This is a genomic window from Streptomyces sp. NPDC053755, from assembly GCF_040677675.1.
Classification (GTDB): Bacteria; Actinomycetota; Actinomycetes; order Streptomycetales; family Streptomycetaceae; genus Streptomyces.
The window spans coordinates 314,511-336,143 of sequence record NZ_JBFASK010000003.1 but is presented as its reverse complement, the minus strand read 5'-3'; the positions used below and the strand labels follow the sequence as shown (position 1 = coordinate 336,143).

At 71.3% G+C, this 21,633-nt stretch carries 19 protein-coding genes and 1 riboswitch; of the genes, 7 read left to right on the top strand and 12 right to left on the bottom strand.

The genetic code is table 11. The features are described from left to right. Positions 1 to 93 precede the first annotated feature (93 nt). The 4 genes from AB0K65_RS06120 to AB0K65_RS06105 form a co-directional block, all read right to left on the bottom strand. Positions 94 to 1,611, bottom strand: a complete 1,518-nt coding sequence (locus AB0K65_RS06120) for a glycoside hydrolase family 3 protein (protein WP_365714518.1) — start codon at positions 1,609 to 1,611, stop codon at positions 94 to 96. 8 nt (positions 1,612 to 1,619) lie between these two features. After that, complete coding sequence (locus AB0K65_RS06115) at positions 1,620 to 2,402, bottom strand: carbohydrate ABC transporter permease (protein ID WP_365714536.1); 783 nt, start codon at positions 2,400 to 2,402, stop codon at positions 1,620 to 1,622. Positions 2,403 to 2,503: 101 nt separating this feature from the next. Then, a complete protein-coding gene (locus tag AB0K65_RS06110) occupies positions 2,504 to 3,499 on the bottom strand; it encodes a sugar ABC transporter permease (RefSeq protein WP_365714517.1) in 996 nt (331 codons plus the stop codon). 213 nt (positions 3,500 to 3,712) lie between these two features. Next, positions 3,713 to 4,993 (bottom strand): extracellular solute-binding protein, encoded by a 1,281-nt coding sequence (locus tag AB0K65_RS06105; protein WP_365714516.1) that lies wholly within the window; start codon positions 4,991 to 4,993, stop codon positions 3,713 to 3,715. A gap of 285 nt (positions 4,994 to 5,278) precedes the next feature. On the opposite strand from AB0K65_RS06105, the gene AB0K65_RS06100 reads away from it, so the two are divergent. The 5 genes from AB0K65_RS06100 (at position 5,279) to AB0K65_RS06080 (ending at position 11,926) form a co-directional block, all read left to right on the top strand. Next, positions 5,279 to 6,043 carry a GntR family transcriptional regulator gene (locus AB0K65_RS06100; RefSeq protein WP_365714535.1) on the top strand — a complete coding sequence of 255 codons (765 nt, stop codon included), beginning with the start codon at positions 5,279 to 5,281 and terminating at the stop codon, positions 6,041 to 6,043. A gap of 133 nt (positions 6,044 to 6,176) precedes the next feature. Then, positions 6,177 to 6,428, top strand: a complete 252-nt coding sequence (locus tag AB0K65_RS06095) for a DUF3311 domain-containing protein (RefSeq protein WP_365714515.1) — start codon at positions 6,177 to 6,179, stop codon at positions 6,426 to 6,428. After that, entirely contained in the window at positions 6,425 to 8,050 is a 1,626-nt protein-coding gene (gene mctP, locus AB0K65_RS06090; protein WP_365714514.1) for a monocarboxylate uptake permease MctP, read from the top strand. Before AB0K65_RS06095 ends, mctP begins: the two co-directional genes overlap by 4 nt. Before the next feature lie 251 nt (positions 8,051 to 8,301). Next, a riboswitch (cobalamin riboswitch) is annotated at positions 8,302 to 8,380 on the top strand. A 154-nt stretch (positions 8,381 to 8,534) separates the two neighbouring features. Next, on the top strand, positions 8,535 to 10,910 hold the full coding sequence (locus AB0K65_RS06085) for a ribonucleoside-diphosphate reductase subunit alpha (protein WP_365714513.1): 2,376 nt from the start codon (positions 8,535 to 8,537) through the stop codon (positions 10,908 to 10,910). Further along, positions 10,910 to 11,926 carry a ribonucleotide-diphosphate reductase subunit beta gene (locus AB0K65_RS06080; RefSeq protein WP_365714512.1) on the top strand — a complete coding sequence of 339 codons (1,017 nt, stop codon included), beginning with the start codon at positions 10,910 to 10,912 and terminating at the stop codon, positions 11,924 to 11,926. Before AB0K65_RS06085 ends, AB0K65_RS06080 begins: the two co-directional genes overlap by 1 nt. Positions 11,927 to 11,997: 71 nt before the next feature. On the opposite strand, the gene def is transcribed toward AB0K65_RS06080, so the two are convergent. The 8 genes from def to AB0K65_RS06040 form a co-directional block, all read right to left on the bottom strand. After that, positions 11,998 to 12,627, bottom strand: coding sequence for a peptide deformylase (gene def / locus AB0K65_RS06075; protein WP_365714511.1), 630 nt, complete (start codon positions 12,625 to 12,627; stop codon positions 11,998 to 12,000). A 67-nt stretch (positions 12,628 to 12,694) separates the two neighbouring features. Beyond that, positions 12,695 to 13,675, bottom strand: a complete 981-nt coding sequence (locus AB0K65_RS06070) for a hypothetical protein (protein ID WP_365714510.1) — start codon at positions 13,673 to 13,675, stop codon at positions 12,695 to 12,697. Between the two features lie 79 nt (positions 13,676 to 13,754). Beyond that, positions 13,755 to 15,038 carry a metal-dependent phosphohydrolase gene (locus tag AB0K65_RS06065; protein WP_365714509.1) on the bottom strand — a complete coding sequence of 428 codons (1,284 nt, stop codon included), beginning with the start codon at positions 15,036 to 15,038 and terminating at the stop codon, positions 13,755 to 13,757. Next, a complete protein-coding gene (locus tag AB0K65_RS06060; protein ID WP_365714508.1) occupies positions 15,035 to 16,456 on the bottom strand; it encodes an HD-GYP domain-containing protein in 1,422 nt (473 codons plus the stop codon). Before AB0K65_RS06060 ends, AB0K65_RS06065 begins: the two co-directional genes overlap by 4 nt. 209 nt (positions 16,457 to 16,665) lie before the next feature. Then, positions 16,666 to 16,983: a mycothiol system anti-sigma-R factor gene (gene rsrA / locus AB0K65_RS06055; RefSeq protein WP_365714507.1), complete on the bottom strand. Its 318-nt coding sequence runs from the start codon at positions 16,981 to 16,983 to the stop codon at positions 16,666 to 16,668. After that, positions 16,980 to 17,633 (bottom strand): sigma-70 family RNA polymerase sigma factor, encoded by a 654-nt coding sequence (locus AB0K65_RS06050; RefSeq protein WP_365714534.1) that lies wholly within the window; start codon positions 17,631 to 17,633, stop codon positions 16,980 to 16,982. Before AB0K65_RS06050 ends, rsrA begins: the two co-directional genes overlap by 4 nt. Before the next feature lie 251 nt (positions 17,634 to 17,884). Then, entirely contained in the window at positions 17,885 to 18,517 is a 633-nt protein-coding gene (locus AB0K65_RS06045; RefSeq protein ID WP_365714506.1) for an alpha/beta family hydrolase, read from the bottom strand. Positions 18,518 to 18,600: 83 nt separating this feature from the next. Further along, a complete protein-coding gene (locus AB0K65_RS06040) occupies positions 18,601 to 19,416 on the bottom strand; it encodes an SOS response-associated peptidase (RefSeq protein ID WP_365714505.1) in 816 nt (271 codons plus the stop codon). A gap of 102 nt (positions 19,417 to 19,518) precedes the next feature. On the opposite strand from AB0K65_RS06040, the gene AB0K65_RS06035 reads away from it, so the two are divergent. Together AB0K65_RS06035 and aroA are read left to right on the top strand one after the other, a co-directional pair. Further along, a complete protein-coding gene (locus AB0K65_RS06035; RefSeq protein ID WP_365714504.1) occupies positions 19,519 to 20,205 on the top strand; it encodes a M50 family metallopeptidase in 687 nt (228 codons plus the stop codon). A gap of 98 nt (positions 20,206 to 20,303) precedes the next feature. Beyond that, positions 20,304 to 21,632: a 3-phosphoshikimate 1-carboxyvinyltransferase gene (gene aroA, locus AB0K65_RS06030; RefSeq protein ID WP_365714503.1), complete on the top strand. Its 1,329-nt coding sequence runs from the start codon at positions 20,304 to 20,306 to the stop codon at positions 21,630 to 21,632. Position 21,633 lies beyond the last annotated feature (1 nt).

Here is a 21,633-nt window from a genome sequence, read left to right as displayed (position 1 = left end):
GCGGCCCCCCCAACCCCCCCCCCCGACCTGCGGGGGGGCCCCCCTCTCGGGTGCGGGCCGCGCCGCCCCTCTCCGTACCGCCTCGTGCCGCCGTCAGAGGCCGACGATGGCCTCCGCCGCCGCGCGGCCGCAGACCCGGGCCGCGCCACCGGTGGCGATGTGCAGGGCCCCACGGGGCTCCGCCTGGCTCAGACCCATCTCCACCACGACCGTGTCCGGGCGGGCCGCGAGAAGGGCGTCCAGGGCCTCGGCCATCCACGGGTGGCGGTGGGCGTCCCGGACGACCGCGACGATCCGGCGGTCACCCGCCGCGCCGAGCACCGCGTCGACCGACGGGGTGCCGTAGGTGCCCGTCGTGGTCCCGGGCAGCAGCCGCTCCAGCTCCGCCGCCACGCCCCACGGCGTCTCGTCGCCGACGGCGATGTTGGCGACCGGGGCGAAGGAGGCGACGTAGGGAGCACCGTCCATCGGGACGTAGGGCCGCTCCCCGGGGGTCACCCGCAGGGCGCGGCGGGCCGCCACGAGCCCGATGTCGGTGCCGGGCGCGGTCCCCTCCTGCACTGCCGCGCCCGGCCCCGATACAGCCCCCCTGGCCCGATGCGCCTGGGTCCAGGACGCCAGGGCGCGTACCCGCGCCGCGGCGTCCGCCAGCCGCTCCTCGGGCAGCTCACCGGTCCGTACCGCCCCGACCAGCGCGTCGCGCAGCCGAAGCACCGTGTCCTCGTCGGCCAGCCCGCCGCCGACGCAGATGGCGTCGGCGCCCGCGGCGATCGCGAGGACGGATCCGCGCTCGATGCCGTACGTCGACGCGATGGCCTGCATCTCCATGCCATCGGTGACGATCAGCCCGTCGAAGCCCAGTTCCCGGCGCAGCAGACCGGTCAGGATCTGCGGGCTCAGGGTGGCCGGGCGGTCGGGGTCGAGCGCGGAGAGAAGGATATGCGCGCTCATGACAGCTTTGGTACCCGCCGCGATGGCGGCGCGGAAAGGCACCAGCTCACGGGCGTGCAGTGTGTCGAGGTCCACATCGATCCGGGGCAGCGCGTGGTGGGAGTCCACGTTGGTGTCGCCGTGCCCGGGGAAGTGCTTGGTGCACGCGGCGACGCCGACGGCCTGGAGTCCCTCGACGTACGCCACGGTGTGGCGGGCGACGAGCTGTGGGTCGGCGCCGAAGGAGCGGACGCCGATGACCGGGTTGTCCGCGTTGGAGTTCACGTCCGCGGAGGGCGCCCAGTTGAGGTCGACCCCGCACGCGGCGAGACGGCGGCCGAGCTCGTGGGCGACGGCCCGGGTGAGGCCCGGGTCGTCCACGGAGCCCAGCGCGTAGTTGCCCGGGAAGGAGGAGCCGTGCCGGACCTCCAGGCGGGTGACGTCGCCGCCCTCCTCGTCGATGGCGACCAGGACGTCGTCGCGCTCCGACCGCAGCCGTGCCGTCAGGGCGGCGAGCTGCTCGGGGGAGTCGATGTTCCGGCCGAACAGGCCGACGGAGGAGAGCCCTTCGCCGATCCGGCGCAGCAGCCAGTCGGGGGCGGTGGTGCCGAGGAACCCGGGTTGCAGGACCGTGAGCGCGTCGCGGGTCAGGGTGTCCGTGCCGGTGGTGAGCGTGGTCATGGGAGGCGTTATCCCTTCACCGCGCCGGCCGTCAGACCGGCGGCCATCTTGCGCTGGACAAGGAGGAAGAGGATCACGATGGGGACGGCCATCATGGTGGAGCCCGCCATCATCGGGGCGTACTCGGTGCCGTTCTTCGTGATGAAGTTGCCGAGCCAGACGGTCGCCGTCTGGTTCTGCTGGCTCATCAGCATCAGGGCGTAGAGGTACTCGTTCCACGCCTGGATGAAGCCGTAGACGGAGGTGGCGACCATGCCGGGCGCGAGGAGCGGGAAGACGACCCGCACGAAGGCGCCGGTGCGGGTGCAGCCGTCGACCTGGGCGGCCTCCTCCAGCTCCTTGGGGATGTTGACGATGAACCCGCGCAGCGTCCACACCGTGAAGGGGAGGATGAAGGTCAGGTACGTGATGATCAGGCCGGTGATCTTGTCGTACTGGCCCAGGTCGTTGAGCATCAGGAAGACCGGGATGATCATCGCGACGAGCGGGACCATCTGGACGGCGAGGATGCCGACGATCACGATCTTGCGCCCGCGGAAGGCGAAGCGGGAGATGGCGAGCGCCGCCAGCATGCCCACGATGATGCCGATGACGACCACCACGGACGAGACGACGAGGCTGCGGGTGACCGGGCCCCAGAAGTCCGCGATCTCCAGCGCGCGCTTGAAGTTCTCGAGCGTGAAGGTGGTCGGGAAGAAGTGGGGGTTCGGGTCGATGGCGTCCTTGGCCGGCTTGAAGGCCGTGTTGACCATCCAGTAGACCGGGAAGCCGATGACGACGACGACCAGCAGCCCGACGAGGTTCCAGCCGAGCTTGGACTTGCGACGCGGGCCGGCGGCGGGGCGCCGGGTGACGGGGCGCGCGGTGACGGCGGGAGCAGCGGTGTCCGTGGTCACTCCACTTCTCCGATCTTGAGCATCTGACGCATGTACACGGCGACGACGCCGAGCAGGAGGAGGACGGTGACGAGCGCGATCGCGGAGCCGGTGCCGTAGTCGTTGACCACGAAGGCCTTGTCGAACGAGTACGTGGTGAGCAGCTGGAACTCCGCCTCGGGGTGGCCGTTGCGCATCACGTAGACCTGCGGGAAGACGCCCATGTCCCAGATCACCGAGAGCGTCGTCAGCATGACGATGATCGGCTTCAGGATGGGCAGGGTGACGAAGCGGAAGACGCCCCAGGCGCCGGCGCCGTCGAGGCGGGCGGCCTCCTCCAGCTCCTTGGGGACCTGGGTCAGGCCGGCGCTCAGCGTGATGACGACGAAGGGCACGGCCCCCCAGACGACCAGCAGCATGATGACGGCGAGGCCCTGAGGGCCGCTGGCGAACCAGTTGTGGCCGATCATGTCGACGCCCGGGATCTTGCTGAGCAGCCAGTTCAGGACGCCGTAGTCGGCGTCGAAGAGCCACTTGAAGATGGCGGTGGCGACGATGATGGGCATGCCCCAGCTCGCCACCAGGACGATGTTGATCAGAGCCTTCACCCAGCCGGAGACCCGCTGGAGCAGCAGCGCGATCAGCATGCCGATGACCATGGTGGCGATCACGGCGCCGCCCGCGAAGATCACGGTGCGCAGGACGACGGCCCAGAACTCGCCGTCACCCAGGATCTTGGTGAAGTTGTCGAAGCCCGCCCACTCCGCCTCCTGGAAGCCCCAGAGCTGCGGCTGCCCGAAGTACTGGAAGGAGAGCGTCACCAGGCGCACGAGCGGATAGCCGAGCACCAGGAGAAGGACGAGCAGGCAGGGGGCGAGCAGCATCCAGGGGATGCCGCCTCCGCCCGCGGACGGCTTCTTCCCCGGCGTCGTCGGGGTACCGGCCACGGGGCCGGATGGTGGCGATTGCCGCACCGGCGGCACCTTCGCGGTGGTTGTGTCTGCGGCACTCATCCCGTGCTCCTCAGCGATCCCTCTCGTGATACGGGAAGCAGGGCCCCGTCGTCCTTTCCGAGGCTCGGTTCTCCTCCGGGGCGCTCGCGGCGTGCGCCGACGGTCGATCGTGCTCGGGTCGCTCGTTCCTCGCGACCCTCCGCGCGTTCTCCCACTCGACGCCCGCGTGCCCCTTCGGCTCCCTCGCCCAGGTGACGGGACCCTGCTCATAGGTCACTTGGTGTTGATGACCTTGTCGATCGCGGTGTCCGCGTCCTTCGCGGCGGCCTCGACCGACTTCTTGCCGTTGGCGATCTCGATGAGCATCGTCTTGAGGATCTGGGCCTTCTCGACCTGGCCCCAGCCCGGGGCGGTCGGGACGAACCAGCTGGACTCGGCCGCGGTGGCCGCGACCGTGGTGGCCGGGTCGGCCTTCAGCGGGGCGAGGTCCGCCTTGTTGTTGGGCAGGTTGCCCTTGGCGACGAGGCCCTTCTGGCCCTCGGCGCCGGTGAAGGCTGCGATCCACTCGGCCGCGACGCCCTGCGCCTTGGACTTGACCGGGATGGCCAGGTCGGAGCCGCCGAGGAAGACCGGGAGGTTCTTGCCGGACGGGCCGGGCATCACGAAGTTCTCGATCTTGTCCTTCAGCCCGCCGACCTTGTCGCTCTTCGGGTCGGCCGCGGTGGCGCCCTCCCAGCCGGCGGCGAACATCGTGGCGGCGTTGCCCTGGCCGAAGACGACCGGGCGGTCGGCCTCGTCCTTCGTCTTGTCGCCGTGCATGTACTTGTCGAGGATGTTCTTGTACTCGGTGAGGCCCTTGACGGACTCCGGCGAGGACAGGTTCGCCTTCCAGGTCTCGCCGTCCTGCTTGGCGATGGAGCCACCGGCCTCGAAGACGAAGGACATCGCGGCGTACCAGTCCGGCGACGGCTGGTACCAGGCGCTGAACTTGTCGCCCTTCTTCTTCTGGATGGCGTCGAGCGCGGCGGTCAGCTCGGCCCAGGTCTTCGGGGCGGCCTTGACGCCGACCTCGGCGGCGATGTCCTTGCGCCAGGTGCCCACGCGGCCACCGGCGTAGTAGGGGACGCCGTAGGTCTTGCCGTTGTAGGTGACCGAGTCCTTGAGGGCGTCGAGCCACTTGTCCGAGTTGTCGAACTTCGAGGCGTCGACCTCGGCGAAGGCACCCTTGGCCATGTAGCTGATCATCTCGGAGTTGCCCATCTCGACAACGTCCGGGGCCTTGTCCGTGGCGAGCACCGCGTCGAGCTTGGTGTTCTTGTCCGGCCAGCCGTAGTACTCGTGCTTGATCTTGATGCCCGGGTGCTTCTTGGCCACGGCGTCGTCGGCGGCCTTGACCAGCTCGGGCCAGTTGTTCTGGGCGTCCACCGTCAGCCAGACGGTGATCTCCTTGACGTCGCCCCCGGCGTTGTCCCCACTTTTGTCCGAACCGCCACATGCCGCGATCGAGACCATCATGCCCGCGACGCCGATCGCCGCGATGAGCTTGCGCTTCACGCCACCCTCCTCAGGGATGCCTGCAACCCCTGCCCACCGCGCGAAGACATACGCCGAGTAATGCTCGTGGGGCTGGGACCTGGTCTTTAATGGTTTAGACCAGTACCGGGAGCTTGGCCTAGACCTTTAGGGGTGTCAAGGGTGTATAAGAAGGGCAGTCGGGTCCGTTATCGGACCGACACCTGAGGGAGGGCGACGACCCGTGACCGGTCCGTGCCACCATGTGAGCCGCGACAGACGGAGGAGCCGGTGACGGCAGCAGCACAGGAGTCGGGAAGGCAGGCCATGGCCACGGACCCGGGCAGCACGGAGACGGAGGGCACCCCCGCCACCCGTACCGCGCGCGTGCCCAAGTACTACCGACTGAAGCGGCATTTGCTCGACATGACGGAGACCCTGCCGCCCGGCACTCCCGTCCCGCCGGAGCGCACGCTCGCCGCCGAGTTCGACACCTCGCGCACCACCGTGCGCCAGGCCCTGCAGGAACTGGTCGTCGAGGGCCGGCTGGAACGCATCCAGGGCAAGGGCACCTTCGTGGCCAAGCCCAAGGTGTCCCAGGCGCTGCAACTCACCTCCTACACCGAGGACATGCGGGCGCAGGGCCTGGAGCCCACCTCCCAGCTGCTCGACATCGGGTACGTCACCGCCGACGACACGCTCGCCGGACTGCTCGACATCTCGGCGGGCGGCCGGGTGCTGCGCATCGAGCGGCTGCGCCTGGCGAGCGGCGAGCCGATGGCCATCGAGACCACGCACCTCTCGGCCAAGCGCTTCCCCGCGCTGCGCCGTTCGCTGGTGAAGTACACCTCGCTCTACACCGCGCTGGCCGAGGTGTACGACGTGCACCTGGCCGAGGCCGAGGAGACCATCGAGACCTCCCTCGCCACTCCGCGCGAGGCGGGGCTGCTCGGCACGGACGTGGGCCTGCCCATGCTGATGCTGTCCCGGCACTCGCTGGACGCCCAGGGCGAGCCGGTCGAATGGGTGCGCTCGGTCTACCGCGGCGACCGGTACAAGTTCGTCGCCAGGCTGCAGCGCCCCAACGGCTGACCGGGCCCGATTCCATTCCCCGACAAATGACCCCAGTTGCGTCCGTTATCCGGACGGGGGTTCCATACGGCGAACCCGTCCCCTAGATTTCCTGCGCATTAAACAGGTGATCAGTGAGGGGACGGTTCGCCGTATGTCGCAAACGCAGGAAAGACAACCAACCGTCACACCCGTGCGGGTGGTGGTGGCGCTCTGCCTGATCGCGCCGTTCGTGGCGATGCTCTGGGTGAGCTCGTACGCGAAGGTCGAACCGACCTTCATCGGCATCCCGTTCTTCTACTGGTACCAGATGGCCTGGGTGGTCATCTCGACCGCGCTGACCATGGTCGCCTACACGCTGTGGCAGCGTGACCAGCGCTCCCGCAAGGGGGGTGCGTCGAAGTGAAGGACGGCGTGAACGGCGTCGCACTCGCCGTCTTCATCTTCTTCTTCCTGGCCGTGACGGTCATGGGCTTCCTCGCCTCGCGCTGGCGCAAGGCCGAGAACGAGCACAGCCTCGACGAGTGGGGCCTGGGCGGCCGCTCGTTCGGCACCTGGGTGACCTGGTTCCTGCTCGGCGGCGACCTCTACACCGCGTACACCTTCGTCGCCGTCCCCGCGGCGATCTACGCGGCGGGCGCGGCCGGCTTCTTCGCCGTGCCGTACACCATCCTGGTCTACCCGCTGATCTTCACCTTCCTGCCCCGCCTGTGGTCGGTCTCCCACAAGCACGGCTACGTCACCACCTCCGACTTCGTCCGCGGCCGGTTCGGCTCGAAGGGCCTGTCGCTGGCGGTCGCCCTCACCGGCATCCTCGCGACCATGCCGTACATCGCGCTCCAGCTCGTCGGCATCCAGGCCGTCCTGGACGTGATGGGCGTGGGCGGCGGCGAGAACACGCACTGGTTCATCAAGGACCTGCCGCTGCTGATCGCGTTCGGTGTCCTCGCGGCGTACACGTACTCCTCGGGTCTGCGCGCCCCGGCGCTCATCGCCTTCGTCAAGGACACCCTGATCTACATCGTCATCGCCGTGGCGATCATCTACATCCCCATCAAGCTCGGCGGCTTCGACGAGATCTTCGCCAAGGCCGGCGAGGCGTACGCCACGGTCAACCCGGCGACCGACAAGCCGCGCGGCGCGCTGGTGCCGGGCGAGATGGGCCAGTGGGGCTACGCCACCCTGGCGCTCGGCTCGGCGCTCGCGCTCTTCATGTACCCGCACTCGATCACGGCGACGCTCTCCTCCCGCAGCCGTGACGTGATCCGTCGCAACACCACGATCCTGCCGCTGTACTCGCTGATGCTGGGTCTGCTGGCGCTGCTCGGCTTCATGGCGATCGCCGCCGGGGTCAAGGTCTCCAACGGCCAGCTCGCGATCCCGCAGCTGTTCGAGAACATGTTCCCGGACTGGTTCGCGGGTGTGGCCTTCGCCGCCATCGGCATCGGCGCCCTGGTGCCGGCCGCGATCATGTCGATCGCCGCGGCCAACCTCTTCACCCGCAACATCTACAAGGACTTCCTGAAGCCGGACGCCACGCCGGAGCAGGAGACCAAGGTGTCCAAGCTGGTGTCGCTGCTGGTGAAGGTCGGCGCGCTGGCCTTCGTCCTCACCATGGACAAGACCGTCGCCATCAACTTCCAGCTCCTCGGCGGCATCTGGATCCTGCAGACGCTGCCGGCGCTGGTCGGCGGCCTGTTCACCCGCTGGTTCCACCGCTGGGCGCTGCTCGCCGGCTGGGCCGTCGGCATGGTCTACGGCACGGCGGCGGCGTACGGCGTGGCCAGCCCGACCCAGAAGCACTTCGGCGGCTCGTCCGCCGAGATCCCGGGCATCGGAGAGATCGGCTACATCGGCCTGACCGCCTTCGTGCTGAACCTGATCGTCACCGTCGTCCTCACCTTCGTCCTGAAGGCGGTCAAGGCGCCGGAGGGCATCGACGAGACCTCGCCGTCGGACTACACGGCCGACGCGGGCGAGCCCGGCGTACAGGCCGACATGCCGAAGCTGGGGCAGGAGACGCACTGACCGCGCCCCTGTGACGGACGGTCCGGAGGCCGCCGCGACTCCCGAGGGGAGCGCGGCGGCCTTCGCCGTCGGTAGGGGAACCGGCGTCCGCCGCCCGGTGCCCCGAGACGTCCGACGCCCGCCGCCCGGCGCCGCGAGGCGTCCGCCCCCTCCGGGTGCGGCCCGGGCCCCGGACGCACCGATGACACAACATGTGGGGGGTGCTTCGAGGAGCGCCCCCCACATGTATGCTCATCTCGCTGTCCTCCCAGGGGAATCCGGTGCAAATCCGGAACTGTCCCGCAACGGTGTGGTTCAGGCGTTTCCGTACGCCTGCCGAGTCCGAAGACCTGTGGACGGCGCGCCCGGTCCGTCCGTTCCGGGTGCCAGAGTCGTCCGGGCCTCGCGGAGTGGGCCGGTGGACACGGCGCGCGCCCGCCTGAGGGGTGCCCTCTGCCGTCCGCTTCCCGCCGCCGCCCCCGGGCCGAGCGAGGGAGAGCCCCACGTGACCATCGCGCCAGCCGATCCGGCCGCGGCGATCGAGAGCGACGGACCCGGGACGGTACTGCTCCGGACCCTGACCGACCTCACCGCCGATCTCCCCGACACCGACCCGGGCAGGGTCGCCGCCGCCGCGCTGCGCGGCCGCAACGCCGCCTCGGACGAGGCGGAGCTGCGGGAGCTGGCCACCGAGGCGGCCGCCGGTCTGATCGCCGAGGACCCGGCCTACTCCCGGCTCGCGGCCCGGCTGCTCACGATCACCATCGCCGACGAGGCCGCCGGCCAGGGCGCGGTCACCTTCTCCTCCTCGGTGGCCGTCGGTCACCACGAGGGGCTGATCGCCGACCGGACGGCCGAGTTCGTCCGTCAGCACGCCGCCCGGCTCGACTCCCTGATCGACGCCTCGGCGGACGACCGCTTCGGCTACTTCGGCCTGCGCACGCTCTTCTCCCGCTACCTCCTGCGCCACCCGATCACCCGCAAGGTGATCGAGACCCCGCAGCACTTCATGCTCCGGGTCGCCTGCGGCCTCGCCGAGGACCACAGCGCCCGCGCCCTGGACGAGGTGGCGGCGCTGTACGGGCTGATGAGCCGGCTCGACTACCTCCCCTCCTCCCCCACGCTCTTCAACTCCGGCACCCGCCACCCGCAGATGTCGTCCTGCTACCTGCTGGACTCCCCGAAGGACGAGCTGGACTCCATCTACGACCGCTACCACCAGGTCGCGCGGCTGTCGAAGCACGCGGGCGGCATCGGCCTGTCGTACTCCCGCGTCCGCGCCCGCGGCTCGCTGATCCGCGGCACCAACGGGCACTCCAACGGCATCGTGCCGTTCCTGAAGACGCTGGACGCCTCCGTCGCCGCCGTGAACCAGGGCGGGCGGCGCAAGGGCGCGGCCGCGGTCTACCTGGAGACGTGGCACGCGGACATCGAGGAGTTCCTGGAGCTGCGGGATAACACCGGTGAGGACCAGCGGCGTACCCACAACCTCAACCTGGCGCACTGGATCCCGGACGAGTTCATGCGCCGGGTCGAGGCCGACGCCTCGTGGTCGCTGTTCTCCCCCGCCGACGTGCCGGAGCTGGTCGACCTGTGGGGCGAGGAGTTCGACGCCGCCTACCGCGCCGCCGAGACCGCCGGCCTGGCCCGCAAGACGATGCCGGCGCGCGACCTGTACGGCCGGATGATGCGGACCCTGGCCCAGACCGGCAACGGCTGGATGACCTTCAAGGACGCCTCGAACCGGACCGCCAACCAGACGGCGGAGCCGGGCCACACGGTCCACTCCTCCAACCTCTGCACGGAGATCCTGGAGGTGACGGACGACGGCGAGACCGCGGTCTGCAACCTGGGGTCGGTCAATCTCGGCGCCTTCGTGCGGCCCGACGCCCGCGACGGTGAGGAGGCCATCGACTGGGAGCGTCTCGACGCGACCGTCCGCACGGCCGTCACGTTCCTCGACCGGGTCGTGGACATCAACTTCTACCCGACCGAGCAGGCCGGCCGCTCCAACGCCCGCTGGCGACCCGTCGGCCTGGGCGCGATGGGCCTCCAGGACGTCTTCTTCCAGCTGAAGCTGCCCTTCGACTCGCCCGAGGCGCGCGCGCTGTCGACGAGGATCGCCGAGCGGATCATGCTCGCGGCGTACGAGGCGTCGACCGACCTGGCCAAGCGCTACGGCCCCCTCCCGGCCTGGCCGAAGACCCGTGCCGCCCGGGGGGTGCTGCACCCCGACCACTACGACGTGGAGCTGCACTGGCCCGAGCGCTGGGCCGCCCTGCGCGAGCGGATCTCCACGGTCGGCATGCGCAACAGCCTCCTCCTCGCCATCGCGCCGACCGCGACCATCGCGTCGATCGCCGGCGTGTACGAGTGCATCGAGCCGCAGGTCTCCAACCTCTTCAAGCGCGAGACCCTCTCCGGGGAGTTCCTCCAGGTCAACGCTTACCTCGTGGACGAGCTGAAGCGGCTCGGCGTCTGGGACGCCCAGACCCGGGAGGCCCTGCGCGAGTCCAACGGCTCGGTGGCCGGCTTCGGCTGGGTGCCCGCCGAGGTCCGCGCGCTGTACCGCACGGCGTGGGAGATCCCGCAGCGTGGTCTGATCGACATGGCGGCGGCCCGCACCCCCTTCCTGGACCAGTCGCAGTCCCTGAACCTGTTCCTGGAGACGCCGACGATCGGCAAGCTGTCGTCGATGTACGCGTACGCCTGGAAGCAGGGCCTGAAGACGACGTACTACCTGCGGTCCCGTCCGGCGACCCGGATCGCCCGCGCGGCCCAGGCGGCGCCCGCCGCCGCCCTCCCCGTCCAGCAGGCCGCCGACCCCGACGCGGTCGCCTGCTCCCTGGAAAACCCCGAGTCCTGCGAGGCCTGCCAGTGATGAGCGCAAACGACCGGAAGAACCTCCTCGACCCGGGCTTCGAGCTGACGCTGCGTCCCATGCGCTACCCGGACTTCTACGACCGCTACCGGGACGCGATCAAGAACACCTGGACGGTAGAGGAGGTCGACCTCCACTCCGACGTCGCCGACCTCGCCAAGCTGACGCCGGGCGAGCAGCACATGATCGGGCGGCTGGTGGCGTTCTTCGCGACCGGTGACTCGATCGTCGCCAACAACCTCGTGCTGACGCTGTACAAGCACATCAACTCCCCCGAGGCGCGGCTCTACCTCTCGCGCCAGCTGTTCGAGGAGGCCGTGCACGTCCAGTTCTATCTGACGCTGCTCGACACCTACCTGCCCCATCCGGAGGACCGCGCCGCCGCGTTCGACGCGGTCGAGAACATCCCGTCCATCCGCGAGAAGGCGCAGTTCTGCTTCCGGTGGATGGACTCGGTCGAGAAGATCGACCGCCTGGAGTCTCGGGCCGACCGCCGCCGCTTCCTGCTCAACCTGATCTGCTTCGCCGCGTGCATCGAGGGCCTGTTCTTCTACGGCGCCTTCGCCTACGTCTACTGGTTCCGGTCCCGTGGTCTGCTCCACGGCCTGGCGACCGGCACCAACTGGGTGTTCCGCGACGAGACGATGCACATGAACTTCGCCTTCGAGGTCGTGGACACCGTCCGCAAGGAGGAGCCCGACCTCTTCGACGACGCGCTTCGGCAGCAGGTCACCGCCATGCTGAAGGAGGCCGTGGAGGCGGAGCTGCAGTTCGGCCGCGACCTGTGCGGCGACGGCCTGCCGGGCATGAACACCGAGTCGATGCGCGAATACCTCCAGTGCGTCGCCGACCAGCGCCTCCAGCGCCTGGGCTTCGCCCCGGTCTACGGCTCCGAGAACCCGTTCGCGTTCATGGAACTCCAGGGCGTCCAGGAGCTGACGAACTTCTTCGAGCGCCGCCCGTCCGCCTACCAGGTGGCGGTGGAGGGCTCGGTGGACCTGGACGAGGACTTCTAGGGCGTCAGGTACGCGAAAGGGCCCCGCTCCTCTTCGGGAGCGGGGCCCTTCCCACTGACGCGTCCGGCGGATCAGTCGTTCGGCACCGTCTCGTAGCGCGGGGTGCCCTCGGCCATCTGGCGCAGGGCGTCCTTGCGGTCCCGCTTGGAGAGCCGGTCGATGTAGAGGTAGCCGTAGAGGTGGTCCGTCTCGTGCTGCAGGCAGCGCGCGAAGTAACCCGTGCCGCGGACCTTGATCGGGTTGCCCTGAGGGTCCTGCCCCCGGACCACGGCGTAGTCGGGGCGGCCCAGCTCGGCGTAGGCGGTGGGCACCGACAGGCAGCCCTCGTTGGACTCGTCCAGGACGCGCAGCTCGGTCGGGATCTCCTCGAGGACCGGGTTGCAGACGACGCCGACGTGGCGGACGCCCTCGTCGTCCATGCAGTCGTAGACGAAGACCTTGAGGTCCACACCGATCTGGTTCGCCGCCAGGCCCACGCCCTCGGCGGTCTTCTGGCTGGCGAACATGTCGTCGATCAGCGCCGCGAGCTTGTCGTCGAACTCGGTGACGTCCTTGCACTCGCGGTGGAGCACGGGATTGCCGACGACCGTGATCGGACGCGACGTGCCCCGCTCGCGGTGGGCGAGCTCGCGCGCCTCGCAGTCCTCCGTGTCCACGACGAAGCCGTCGTTGATCTGCTCGTCCGTCTCCTGCTGCGCCATGTCCGGCCGCGCCTTCCTGAAAACCCGATTCCGTCGGAGGACAGCCTACGGGCCCGTGGACACGGGCTCAGCAGACCTCTTCGAGATCCCGCCACTCACGGCTGTCCGGGCTGTCCGCGACCCAGCCGTCGAGGAGCCCGCGGACCAGGCCGACGGGGGCGGCGATACCGCACTCGCGTTCGGGGACCCACAGCTCCCCGGGCGAGCGGTGTCCCAGCGGGCCGGGGTGCCCCGGCTCGCTGTGGTCGTGGGGGTCGAGGTGCTCGCCCTCGCCCTCGGCGCTGGGCATGGTCGACTCGGAGCAGGCGCGGCAGAGCAGCCGCACCGACGAGGACCAGTCCTCGGCGGCGAAGCCGGCGTCGGCGGCGAGCCGCTCCAGGGCGTCCCGGTCCTCCTCGGTCGCGGCCTCCAGGAGGACCACCCAGGTGGGCACGGGGGACGGGGCCCACAGCTCGATCTCGTCGAAGACGGGATAGGAGGGGCCCGCAGTGGTGGTCCGCTCGCCGTTGGGCACGCCGTCGTGGAGCACGACCTCGCCCCAGCGCCGGCCGGAGGACGGCAGCGGGATCGAGAGCACCTCGATGCGCGCGGGGTCGAGCCGGCGGCCCCAGACGACCTCCGCCTCGCCCTCCGGGGAGAGCCGCACGGCCGCGCTGCCCAGCTCCATGCCGGCCGGTTCACCGGTCCCGGCGGAGGCGCCGGGCACCTTCAGCCCGTAGGCCTGCCAGGCGCGCCGGGCCAGCGGCCAGTCCTGGAGCGCCGTGGCGGCGATGCCGACGTTCCACCAGTCGGGGGCGCCGGTCTCCTTGTCGAGCAGCGCGACGGCGCGCAGCCCGGCGGCCCGTGCCTGTTCCCAGTCGTGCCGGAACTTGTGCAGCAGCGCCAGGTTGAACCAGGACTCCGAGAGCCAGGGCTCCAGATCCGCCGCGCGCGTCAGCAGCGCGCCCGCGTCCTCGTACCGGCCGTCGCCGATCAGCGTGAACGCGCGGTCGGTGGCCTGCCGCCACGAGGCGGAGGGCCGATGCCGTACCTTCCCGAAGATCCTCACGATTCCCGCCTGCCGGTCGTTTCACCCTCTTGTTCGCATCCAACCATGCCCGGTTGGACGCGCGCTCATTACCCATGGGTTACCCAGGAGGGGCGGGGGCGACGCCGCCCCGTGCCAGGACTCTGGCCAGGGACTCCACGACCTCCGGGTGGAAGTCCCGCGCGGCCCCCAGGCGCAGGCGTTCCATGGCGTTCAGAGCGCCCCCGGCCCCGTCTCTCGACCAGTCGTCGTAGGCGTTGACCGTTCGGACGATCCGGGCGGGCAGCGGCTGCTCGCCGTACGGGTCGGCCAGCCGTTCCACGACCACGGCGACGGCCGGCGGGACACCGGTCTGGCGTACGACGGCGCCGCCGAGCAGCGCTATCCGGCGCTGCTCGGCGGCGGGGAGGGGGGCGGTGGCTCCGTCGGGGACGGGGTCGAGGAGGGAGAGCTGGCCGATGTCGTGCATCAGCGCCGCGTACTCCAGAACGGTCAGGTCGGGCCCGGACAGGCCCAGCTCGCGTCCGACGGCCGTACTGAGGGCGGCGACCCTGTGGGCGTGGCCGGGCGGGGTGTAGCCGGCGATCTCGGTGGCGCGGGCGAGGGAGGCGATCGTCTGGCCGTTCGTGATCCGGACGGCGGTGTAGCGGCGGAAGGAGACCTGGGCGAGCAGCAGCGGGACGCAGAAGACCGGCAGCGCCCACAGGCCGGTGGCGGCGACCCCCAGGGCCATGACGGTGCCCGTGGCACCGACGGCCGAGCCGATGCCGATCAGGGCGCGCAGCTCGTCGCGGAGCAGGGGGCCGTAGGGGGCGGGGGTGCCTCCCGTGCGCCGCAGGGTGCCCCGGGGAGCCGTGCGGGCGCGGAGCAGCAGGGCGGCGACGACGGCGTCGCAGAGGGCGGTGAGGAGGAGCAGCAGGAGCAGGAAGAGCGCGTAGGACGGGCCCCGGCCGAGGTGGGCGGTGACCTCTCCGCTGTTGTAGAGCGGCTGGAAGCAGAGGGCGGCGAAGCCGACCGTGAGGACGCGCCGGGCGAGGTGGTCGAGGCCGGGGCCCTCGCCCCGGGCCACGTGGGGCACGATCCCGACGAGCCCGCCGGCGACGACGACGGCGACGGTCTGCGGCACCCCGTGGGTGGTGGGGACGCCGCCGCTCTCGCCGAGGAGGGCGTACGCGAGCGCTCCGGCGGCGGCGAGCGGCGCGGGCTCCCTCTCCCCCGGCAGGGCGCCCCAGCGGGCGAGCTCGCCGAGGGCGATGAGCACACCGAAGGCGAGGGCGTTGCCCGGTTCGGCGAGGCCGTGCCAGAGGGTGGAGGCGAACGCGCCGGCCGTGAGCAGGAACGCCGATCCGTAGACCGCCGCGACGGTGACGCCCCCGCCCCTCACGCGCCGCTCCGGCGCCGGGGCGGGGCGGGCCGGGGGCCGGCGGCGTCACCGTCGCGGGCCGGGCCGGTGTCCGTCGCCCGGGCGGTGGCGGGCCGGCCGTGGGGGCGGGGCGGCGGGAGTGCGGTCCCGGGGCGCGGCGGCTCGTCGGCGGTGACCGTGGTCTGCCAGCCGTGCCGGTCCAGGGCCCGCACCAGCGCCCGTACCATCCGCGGGTCGAAGTGGGTGCCCGCGCACCGCTCCAGCTCGGCCACCGCCGTCCCCACCGGGCGGGCCCGGCTGTACGAGCGGGTCGACGTCATCGCGTCGAAGGCGTCGGCGACGGCGACCACCCGGGCGAACTCCGGAATCTGCTCCCCCTTGAGCCCGTAGGGGTAGCCGCTGCCGTCCATGCGTTCGTGGTGGTGCAGGATCGCCGACCGTGCCTCGCCGAGGAATCCGATGCCCCGGACGATCTCGTGGCCGTACTCGGGGTGCAGCTCGATGACCCGGCGTTCCTGCGCCGTCAGGGGGCCGTCCTTGCGGAGCACCCGCGTCGGCACGCCCAGCTTTCCCACGTCGTGGAGGATCCCGGCGAACCGCAGGTTCTCCAGCCGCTCGTCCGCCATCCCCAGCTCACGCGCGATCAGCACCGAGGCCCGGCCGACGCGTTCGCTGTGCCCGCGGGTGTACCTGTCCTTGATGTCCACGGCCTGGACGAGGGCGCGGATCGTGGCCTGGTGGGCGGCTCGCTCGCGGTGGTACTGGGCGAAGACCCAGCAGGAGATGTACATGGGCAGCAGGACGAAGAGGGCGGCGACGGGCCCGTACGAACTGCGCCAGAGGACGGCCATCATCAGTCCGGCGAGCCCGTGGACCGCGTGGGGGGCGAGCGCCCGGCCGAACAGCCCGCGCCAGGCGGTGTGCGGCGCGAGCCCCTCGGCCGTGGCCCGGATGCCGCCGTCCAGGGCGGTCATGACGAGGCAGAAGGTGAGCGCGGCCGCGCCGGCCGGGAGCAGGGCGTAGGGGAAGTCGGGGGTGTGCGGGCCGTGCCCCAGGGCCCGGTCGGGGCGCAGGACCTCGGCGGCGAGAGCGGCGGCCCCGACCGCGATCACCAGCTGGGCGGCCCGCCAGACGCGGCGTACCAGGGCGGGGGGCTGGTCCACCCGGGTGAGGAGGGCGCCGGGCAACGCCGTGAGCGCGGCGGCAGAGGGCGGCAGGAGGAGCGCGGCGGCCAGCAGGACGGCGAAGAAGGAGCCGGCGCCGGGCGGCCGACGGCGGGCGGGCAGCTCGCAGACGGCGTACAGGGCGGCGAGCAGCGCCGCCACGTCCCAGGGGGTGTGGGCACCGGGACGCAGCGCGGGAGCGCCGCACGCGACGGCGCCGAGCAGCGCGCAGCCGATGTACACGCGTGCCGCTCGCGGAATCACCATCACGCCCATCACCCCTGTCACGCTAGCGAGTCGGGCGGGCGGGAACGCCCCGCTGCCGCCGATTCGCACCATCGGGTGATACAAGCTGATATACGCGCGAGGGCCACCGCGTGCGCGTCGCGGTGGCCCTCTCGTCGTCGTCCTGTGTGTCGATGTGACGTGTGCGGATGTACGTGTCGGGCGTCACCGCCGGGGCGTCGTTCCCCGGCGGACGGGCGTCACTCCTGGGCGGCCGCCGGCACGTCGGTCACGTCCGTCACGTCTTGTTCCGGAACCAGTTGACCCGAACGGATGAGGTCGATCCGGCCCATCACCTTGGCCCGCAGATCGGTGGGGACGTCGTCGCTGCCGCAGCAGCGCTTGACGAGCTTCTTCACCGCCTGCTCCAGGCCGTACTTCTCCAGGCACGGGGAGCACTCCTCGAAGTGCACCTCGAACTTGGTGCAGTCACTGTCGGGCATCTCGTGGTCGAGGAACTCGTAGAGATGATCCAGGACCTCTGAGCAGTCCGTCTCGTGCGGCTCTCCGCAGCTCATGAGCCCGAGCCTTTCAGATCGTTCGACTCTCCGGCGCCCGCGGGAACCAGCCCGCGGTCGCGAGCGTAGTCCTCGAGCATGCCGCGCAGCTGGCGGCGGCCCCGGTGCAGCCGGGACATCACCGTACCGATGGGTGTACCCATGATGTCCGCGATCTCCTTGTACGCAAAGCCCTCGACGTCCGCGAGATAGACGGCGATGCGGAACTCCTCCGGGATCGCCTGGAGGGCTTCCTTCACGTCGGAGTCCGGCAGGTGGTCGAGGGCCTGGGACTCGGCCGACCGCAGACCGGTCGACATGTGCGACTCGGCCCGGGCGAGCTGCCAGTCCTCGATCTCCTCGGCGGCACTGCGCTGGGGCTCGCGCTGCTTCTTGCGGTACGAGTTGATGAAGGTGTTGGTCAGGATGCGGTACATCCACGCCTTCAGGTTCGTACCCTCGCGGAACTGGTGGAACGAGCCGTACGCCTTGGCGTACGTCTCCTGCACCAGGTCCTCGGCGTCCGCGGGATTGCGCGTCATCCGCAGCGCGGCGGAGTACATCTGGTCGAGGTAGCCGAGGGCGTCCCGCTCGAAGCGCGCGTTGCGCTCCGCGGTCGTCTCCTCGGGGCCGTCGTCGGTCCCTGTGTCGGTCCCAGTGACCGGACCCACCTCCTCCAGCGTGGTGGCGAGCCCGAGTGCGGACCCGCTCGTTTCGGAGGATAGACGAGGAACCGCTCCGCCCGCCGCCCGAATAGGGGCGATCTTGGCCGCGGGCAGGACCGTCCAGTCGAGGTCAGCGGCCTGCGGGCGCTGGGGGCAGATGGTCGAACCCATACGACGGACTCCCTCTTCCTTGCTCTCTCACCGATGTCCGAGACAACAGGGGTCCTCCCCTCCGCATTCCCGTCTCCCGCCCGGCGTCAGCGAAGTGACGCGGCCCACGCGGTGACTTCGGCCGTGAGGAGGTCGAGAGCCTCGTCCTGGCCGAGGGGCGCGCGCTTGGGGACGGCGAAGCCGTGATCCGCGTGGGGCACCTCGACGAGGCCGTACTCCCCTTCGGGGAACTCCCCGGGCTTCCCGAAGGGGTCGTTGCCGCCCTGCACGACGAGGGTGGGCAGTGCGGTGCCGAGGAGCTCGTCGGCGCGCGTCTTCTCCGGCTTGCCGGGCGGGTGGAGGGGGAAGCTCAGGGCGAGCACGGCCGCCGCGCCGAGTTCCGCGCCGGTGCGGCAGACGACCCGGGCCCCGGCGCTGCGCCCGCCGGCGATCACGGGGAGCCCCGGCCGGACGAGCGCCGGCCAGAGGCCGCGCCAGCCGGTGTCCAGCGTCCTGGGCGCGGGCGCGAGCTTCTTCCCCGCGACCCGCCAGGGCTGTTCCACCAGCGCCACGGTCACCCCGTGCGCGGGCAGCGCCGCGGCGAGGGCCACCAGGTCCCGCGCCTCGATCCCGCCGCCGGCGCCGTGGCCGACGGCGAGGACCGTCCAGGGCTTCCGGCCGGGGTGCCAGGTGATCCGCGCGTCCCCGGCCTCGGTCGATACGATCTCGCTCTTCGTCACGTCCCCATCCTGCCGCCCGACGCCACCGGGGTGCGTTCGCGGCGCAGCCCGGGGTCCGGGGTCCGGGGTCCGGGGTCCGGGGATCAGAAGAGGGTGGCGACCTCCGGCCCGTCCAGCTCCTGGAGCAGTTCCGGGCCGTTGTTGCGGACGTTGCTCACGGCGGTCGCCACCGGGTAGGCCCGCATCAGGCCCTCCGTCGGAGGGGAGAGCAGGGAGCGCACCTCCTCGACGTCGGTCGTGCGCGGGTCGAGCCAGGCGTCCCAGCGGTCGGGCGTCAGCATGAGCGGCATCCGGGGGTGGATGTCGGCCAGCGACCGGGGGCCCTCCTCCGGGGCGACCCCCAGGGGGCCGGTCTCCGCCTCCGTGGTGATGACCGAGCACGTCACCCACCACGCCGCCGGGTGGTCGTCGGGCAGCGTCCGGTCCCGCCAGAACTCGTAGAGCCCCGCCATGGCGAAGACCGAGCCGTCCGCCGGGGTCACGAAGTACGGCTGCTTGCGCGGCCGCTTCTTCTTCCCCTCGACCTCCAGATCCCGCTCGCCGGACCCGGTCACCCACTCGTAATAGCCGTCGGCGGGCAGCAGGCACCGCCGCGCGGAGAGCGCCCGCTTGAACGACGGCTTCTCGTGCACCGTCTCGGCCCTGGCGTTGATCATCCGGGCCGCGCCCTCGGGCGTCTTCGACCAGGACGGTACGAGTCCCCACTTCAGTGTCCGCAGCTGGCGAACCGGCCGAGGTGATTCCGCGTCTTTCAGTGGACGCTCCAGTACCGCGTAGACCTCCTTGGTGGGGGCCACGTTCCAGTCCGGAGCCAAGGTCTCCTCGGGCTCCCACTTCTCGACCTCGAAGAGACCGACCAGGTCCTCGGGCCGTCGACTCGCCGCATACCGTCCGCACATACGTGCCACACTGCCACTCCCTCCCGTCTCCAGACCACCGCCTTCCGACGACCGGGCTCCGCACCGGCCCCCGTCCCCCGACCCGAGGAGCACGTCCCGCACATGACCGAAGTCCTCGGCACCCAGCCCGCCCCGGAACTGTGGCTGGTGATCGTCACCGCCGTCGCCGCCCTCGCCGCCGTCCTCCCCAGGACGCTGTGGCGCCTGTCACGCAACGCGATCACCATCGCCCACGAGGGCGGCCACGGGCTGATCGCCCTCGCCACCGGCCGCCAGCTCCAGGCCGTCCGGCTGCACTCCGACACCAGCGGCCTGACCGTCTCCCGCGGCCGCCCGCGCGGCATCGGCATGATCCTGACCGCGGCCGCCGGCTACACCGCCGCCCCGCTGCTGGGCCTCGGCGGGGCGTGGCTCCTGGCCGACCACCGCATCACGCTGCTGCTGTGGGTGGCCACCGCCCTTCTGCTGGCGCTCCTGGTGATGGTCCGCAACGCCTACGGGATCTTCACCGTCCTCCTCACCGGCACGGCCTTCCTCCTGGTCTCCTGGCTGACCGGACCGGACGTCCAGTCGGCGTTCGCGTACTCCGTCGTCTGGTTCCTGCTCCTGGGCGGTGTCCGCCCGGTCTTCGAGCTCCAGCGCAAGAGGCGTCACGGAGGCGCCCCGGACTCGGACGCCGACCAGCTCGCCCGCCTCACCCACGCCCACGCGGCGATCTGGCTCTTCTTCTTCCACGCCGTCTCGATCTGCTCCCTCATCGGCGGAGGCCGCTGGCTGCTGGGGCTCTGAGGCGGGTCGCCGCCCGGCGGGCCGGTCCGGCCGGCGGATCCCGTGCACCACGGCCGGTGACGGGCCCCTGCCGGTGTGGGCCCCACTAAAGTGAGGGCATGACCGAAAGCTCCGCTCGTCTCGACCCGAACTCCGACCTCTGGCCCGCCCCGTACGCGAGCGGAGCAGTCGACGCGACCGTCACCGTGCCCGGGTCGAAGTCGGTCACCAACCGCGGCCTGGTGCTGGCCGCCCTCGCCGCCGAGCCGGGCTGGCTGCGCCGCCCGCTGCGCTCCCGCGACACGCTGCTGATGGCCGAGGCCCTGCGCACGCTGGGCGTCCGTATCGAGGAGGGCGTCGGCCCGGACGGTACGGGCGAGGCCTGGCGGATCATCCCGGCGCCGCTGCGCGGTCCCGCGACCGTGGACGTCGGCAACGCCGGTACGGTCATGCGCTTCCTGCCGCCGGTCGCCGCCCTCGCCGACGGTCCTGTGCACTTCGACGGCGACGCCCGTTCGCACGAGCGGCCACTGCACGGGGTGATCGACGCGCTGCGCGTCCTCGGAGCCCGGGTCGAGGACGACGGGCGCGGCGCGCTGCCGATGACCGTGCACGGAGGCGGCGCCCTGGACGGCGGCGAGGTGGAGATCGACGCCTCCTCCTCCTCCCAGTTCGTCAGCGCCCTGCTGCTCTCCGCGCCCCGCTTCAACCAGGGGGTGGAGGTCCGCCACGTCGGCGCGAAGCTCCCCTCCCTCCCCCACATCCGGATGACCGTCGACATGCTGCGGATGGTCGGCGCGCAGGTCGACGAGCCGGAGACGGGTGGCGAGCCGAACGTCTGGCGGGTCTCCCCGTCCGCGCTGCTCGGGCGGGACCTGACGGTCGAACCGGACCTGTCCAACGCCCAGCCGTTCCTGGCCGCGGCCCTGGTCACCGGCGGACGGGTCACCGTCCCGGACTGGCCGGCCAGGACCACCCAGCCCGGTGACGCGCTGCGCGAGATCTTCACCGAGATGGGTGGCTCCTGCGAGCTGACCGACGCCGGCCTGACCTTCACGGGGACCGGACGGATCCACGGCATCGACGTCGACCTCGGCGAGGTCGGCGAGCTCACCCCGGGCATCGCGGCGGTCGCCGCCCTGGCCGACTCGCCGTCCACGCTGCGCGGCGTCGCCCATCTGCGCCTCCACGAGACGGACCGGCTGGCGGCGCTCACCAAGGAGATCAACGAGCTCGGCGGCGACGTGACGGAGACCGAGGACGGTCTGCACATCCGCCCCCGCCCGCTGCACGGCGGTGTCTTCCGCACGTACCACGACCACCGCATGGCGACGGCGGGCGCGATCATCGGCCTGGCCGTGGAGGGCGTGCGGATCGAGGACGTGGCGACGACCGCCAAGACGTTGCCGGACTTCCCGACGATGTGGACCGAAATGCTCGGAGCCTGAG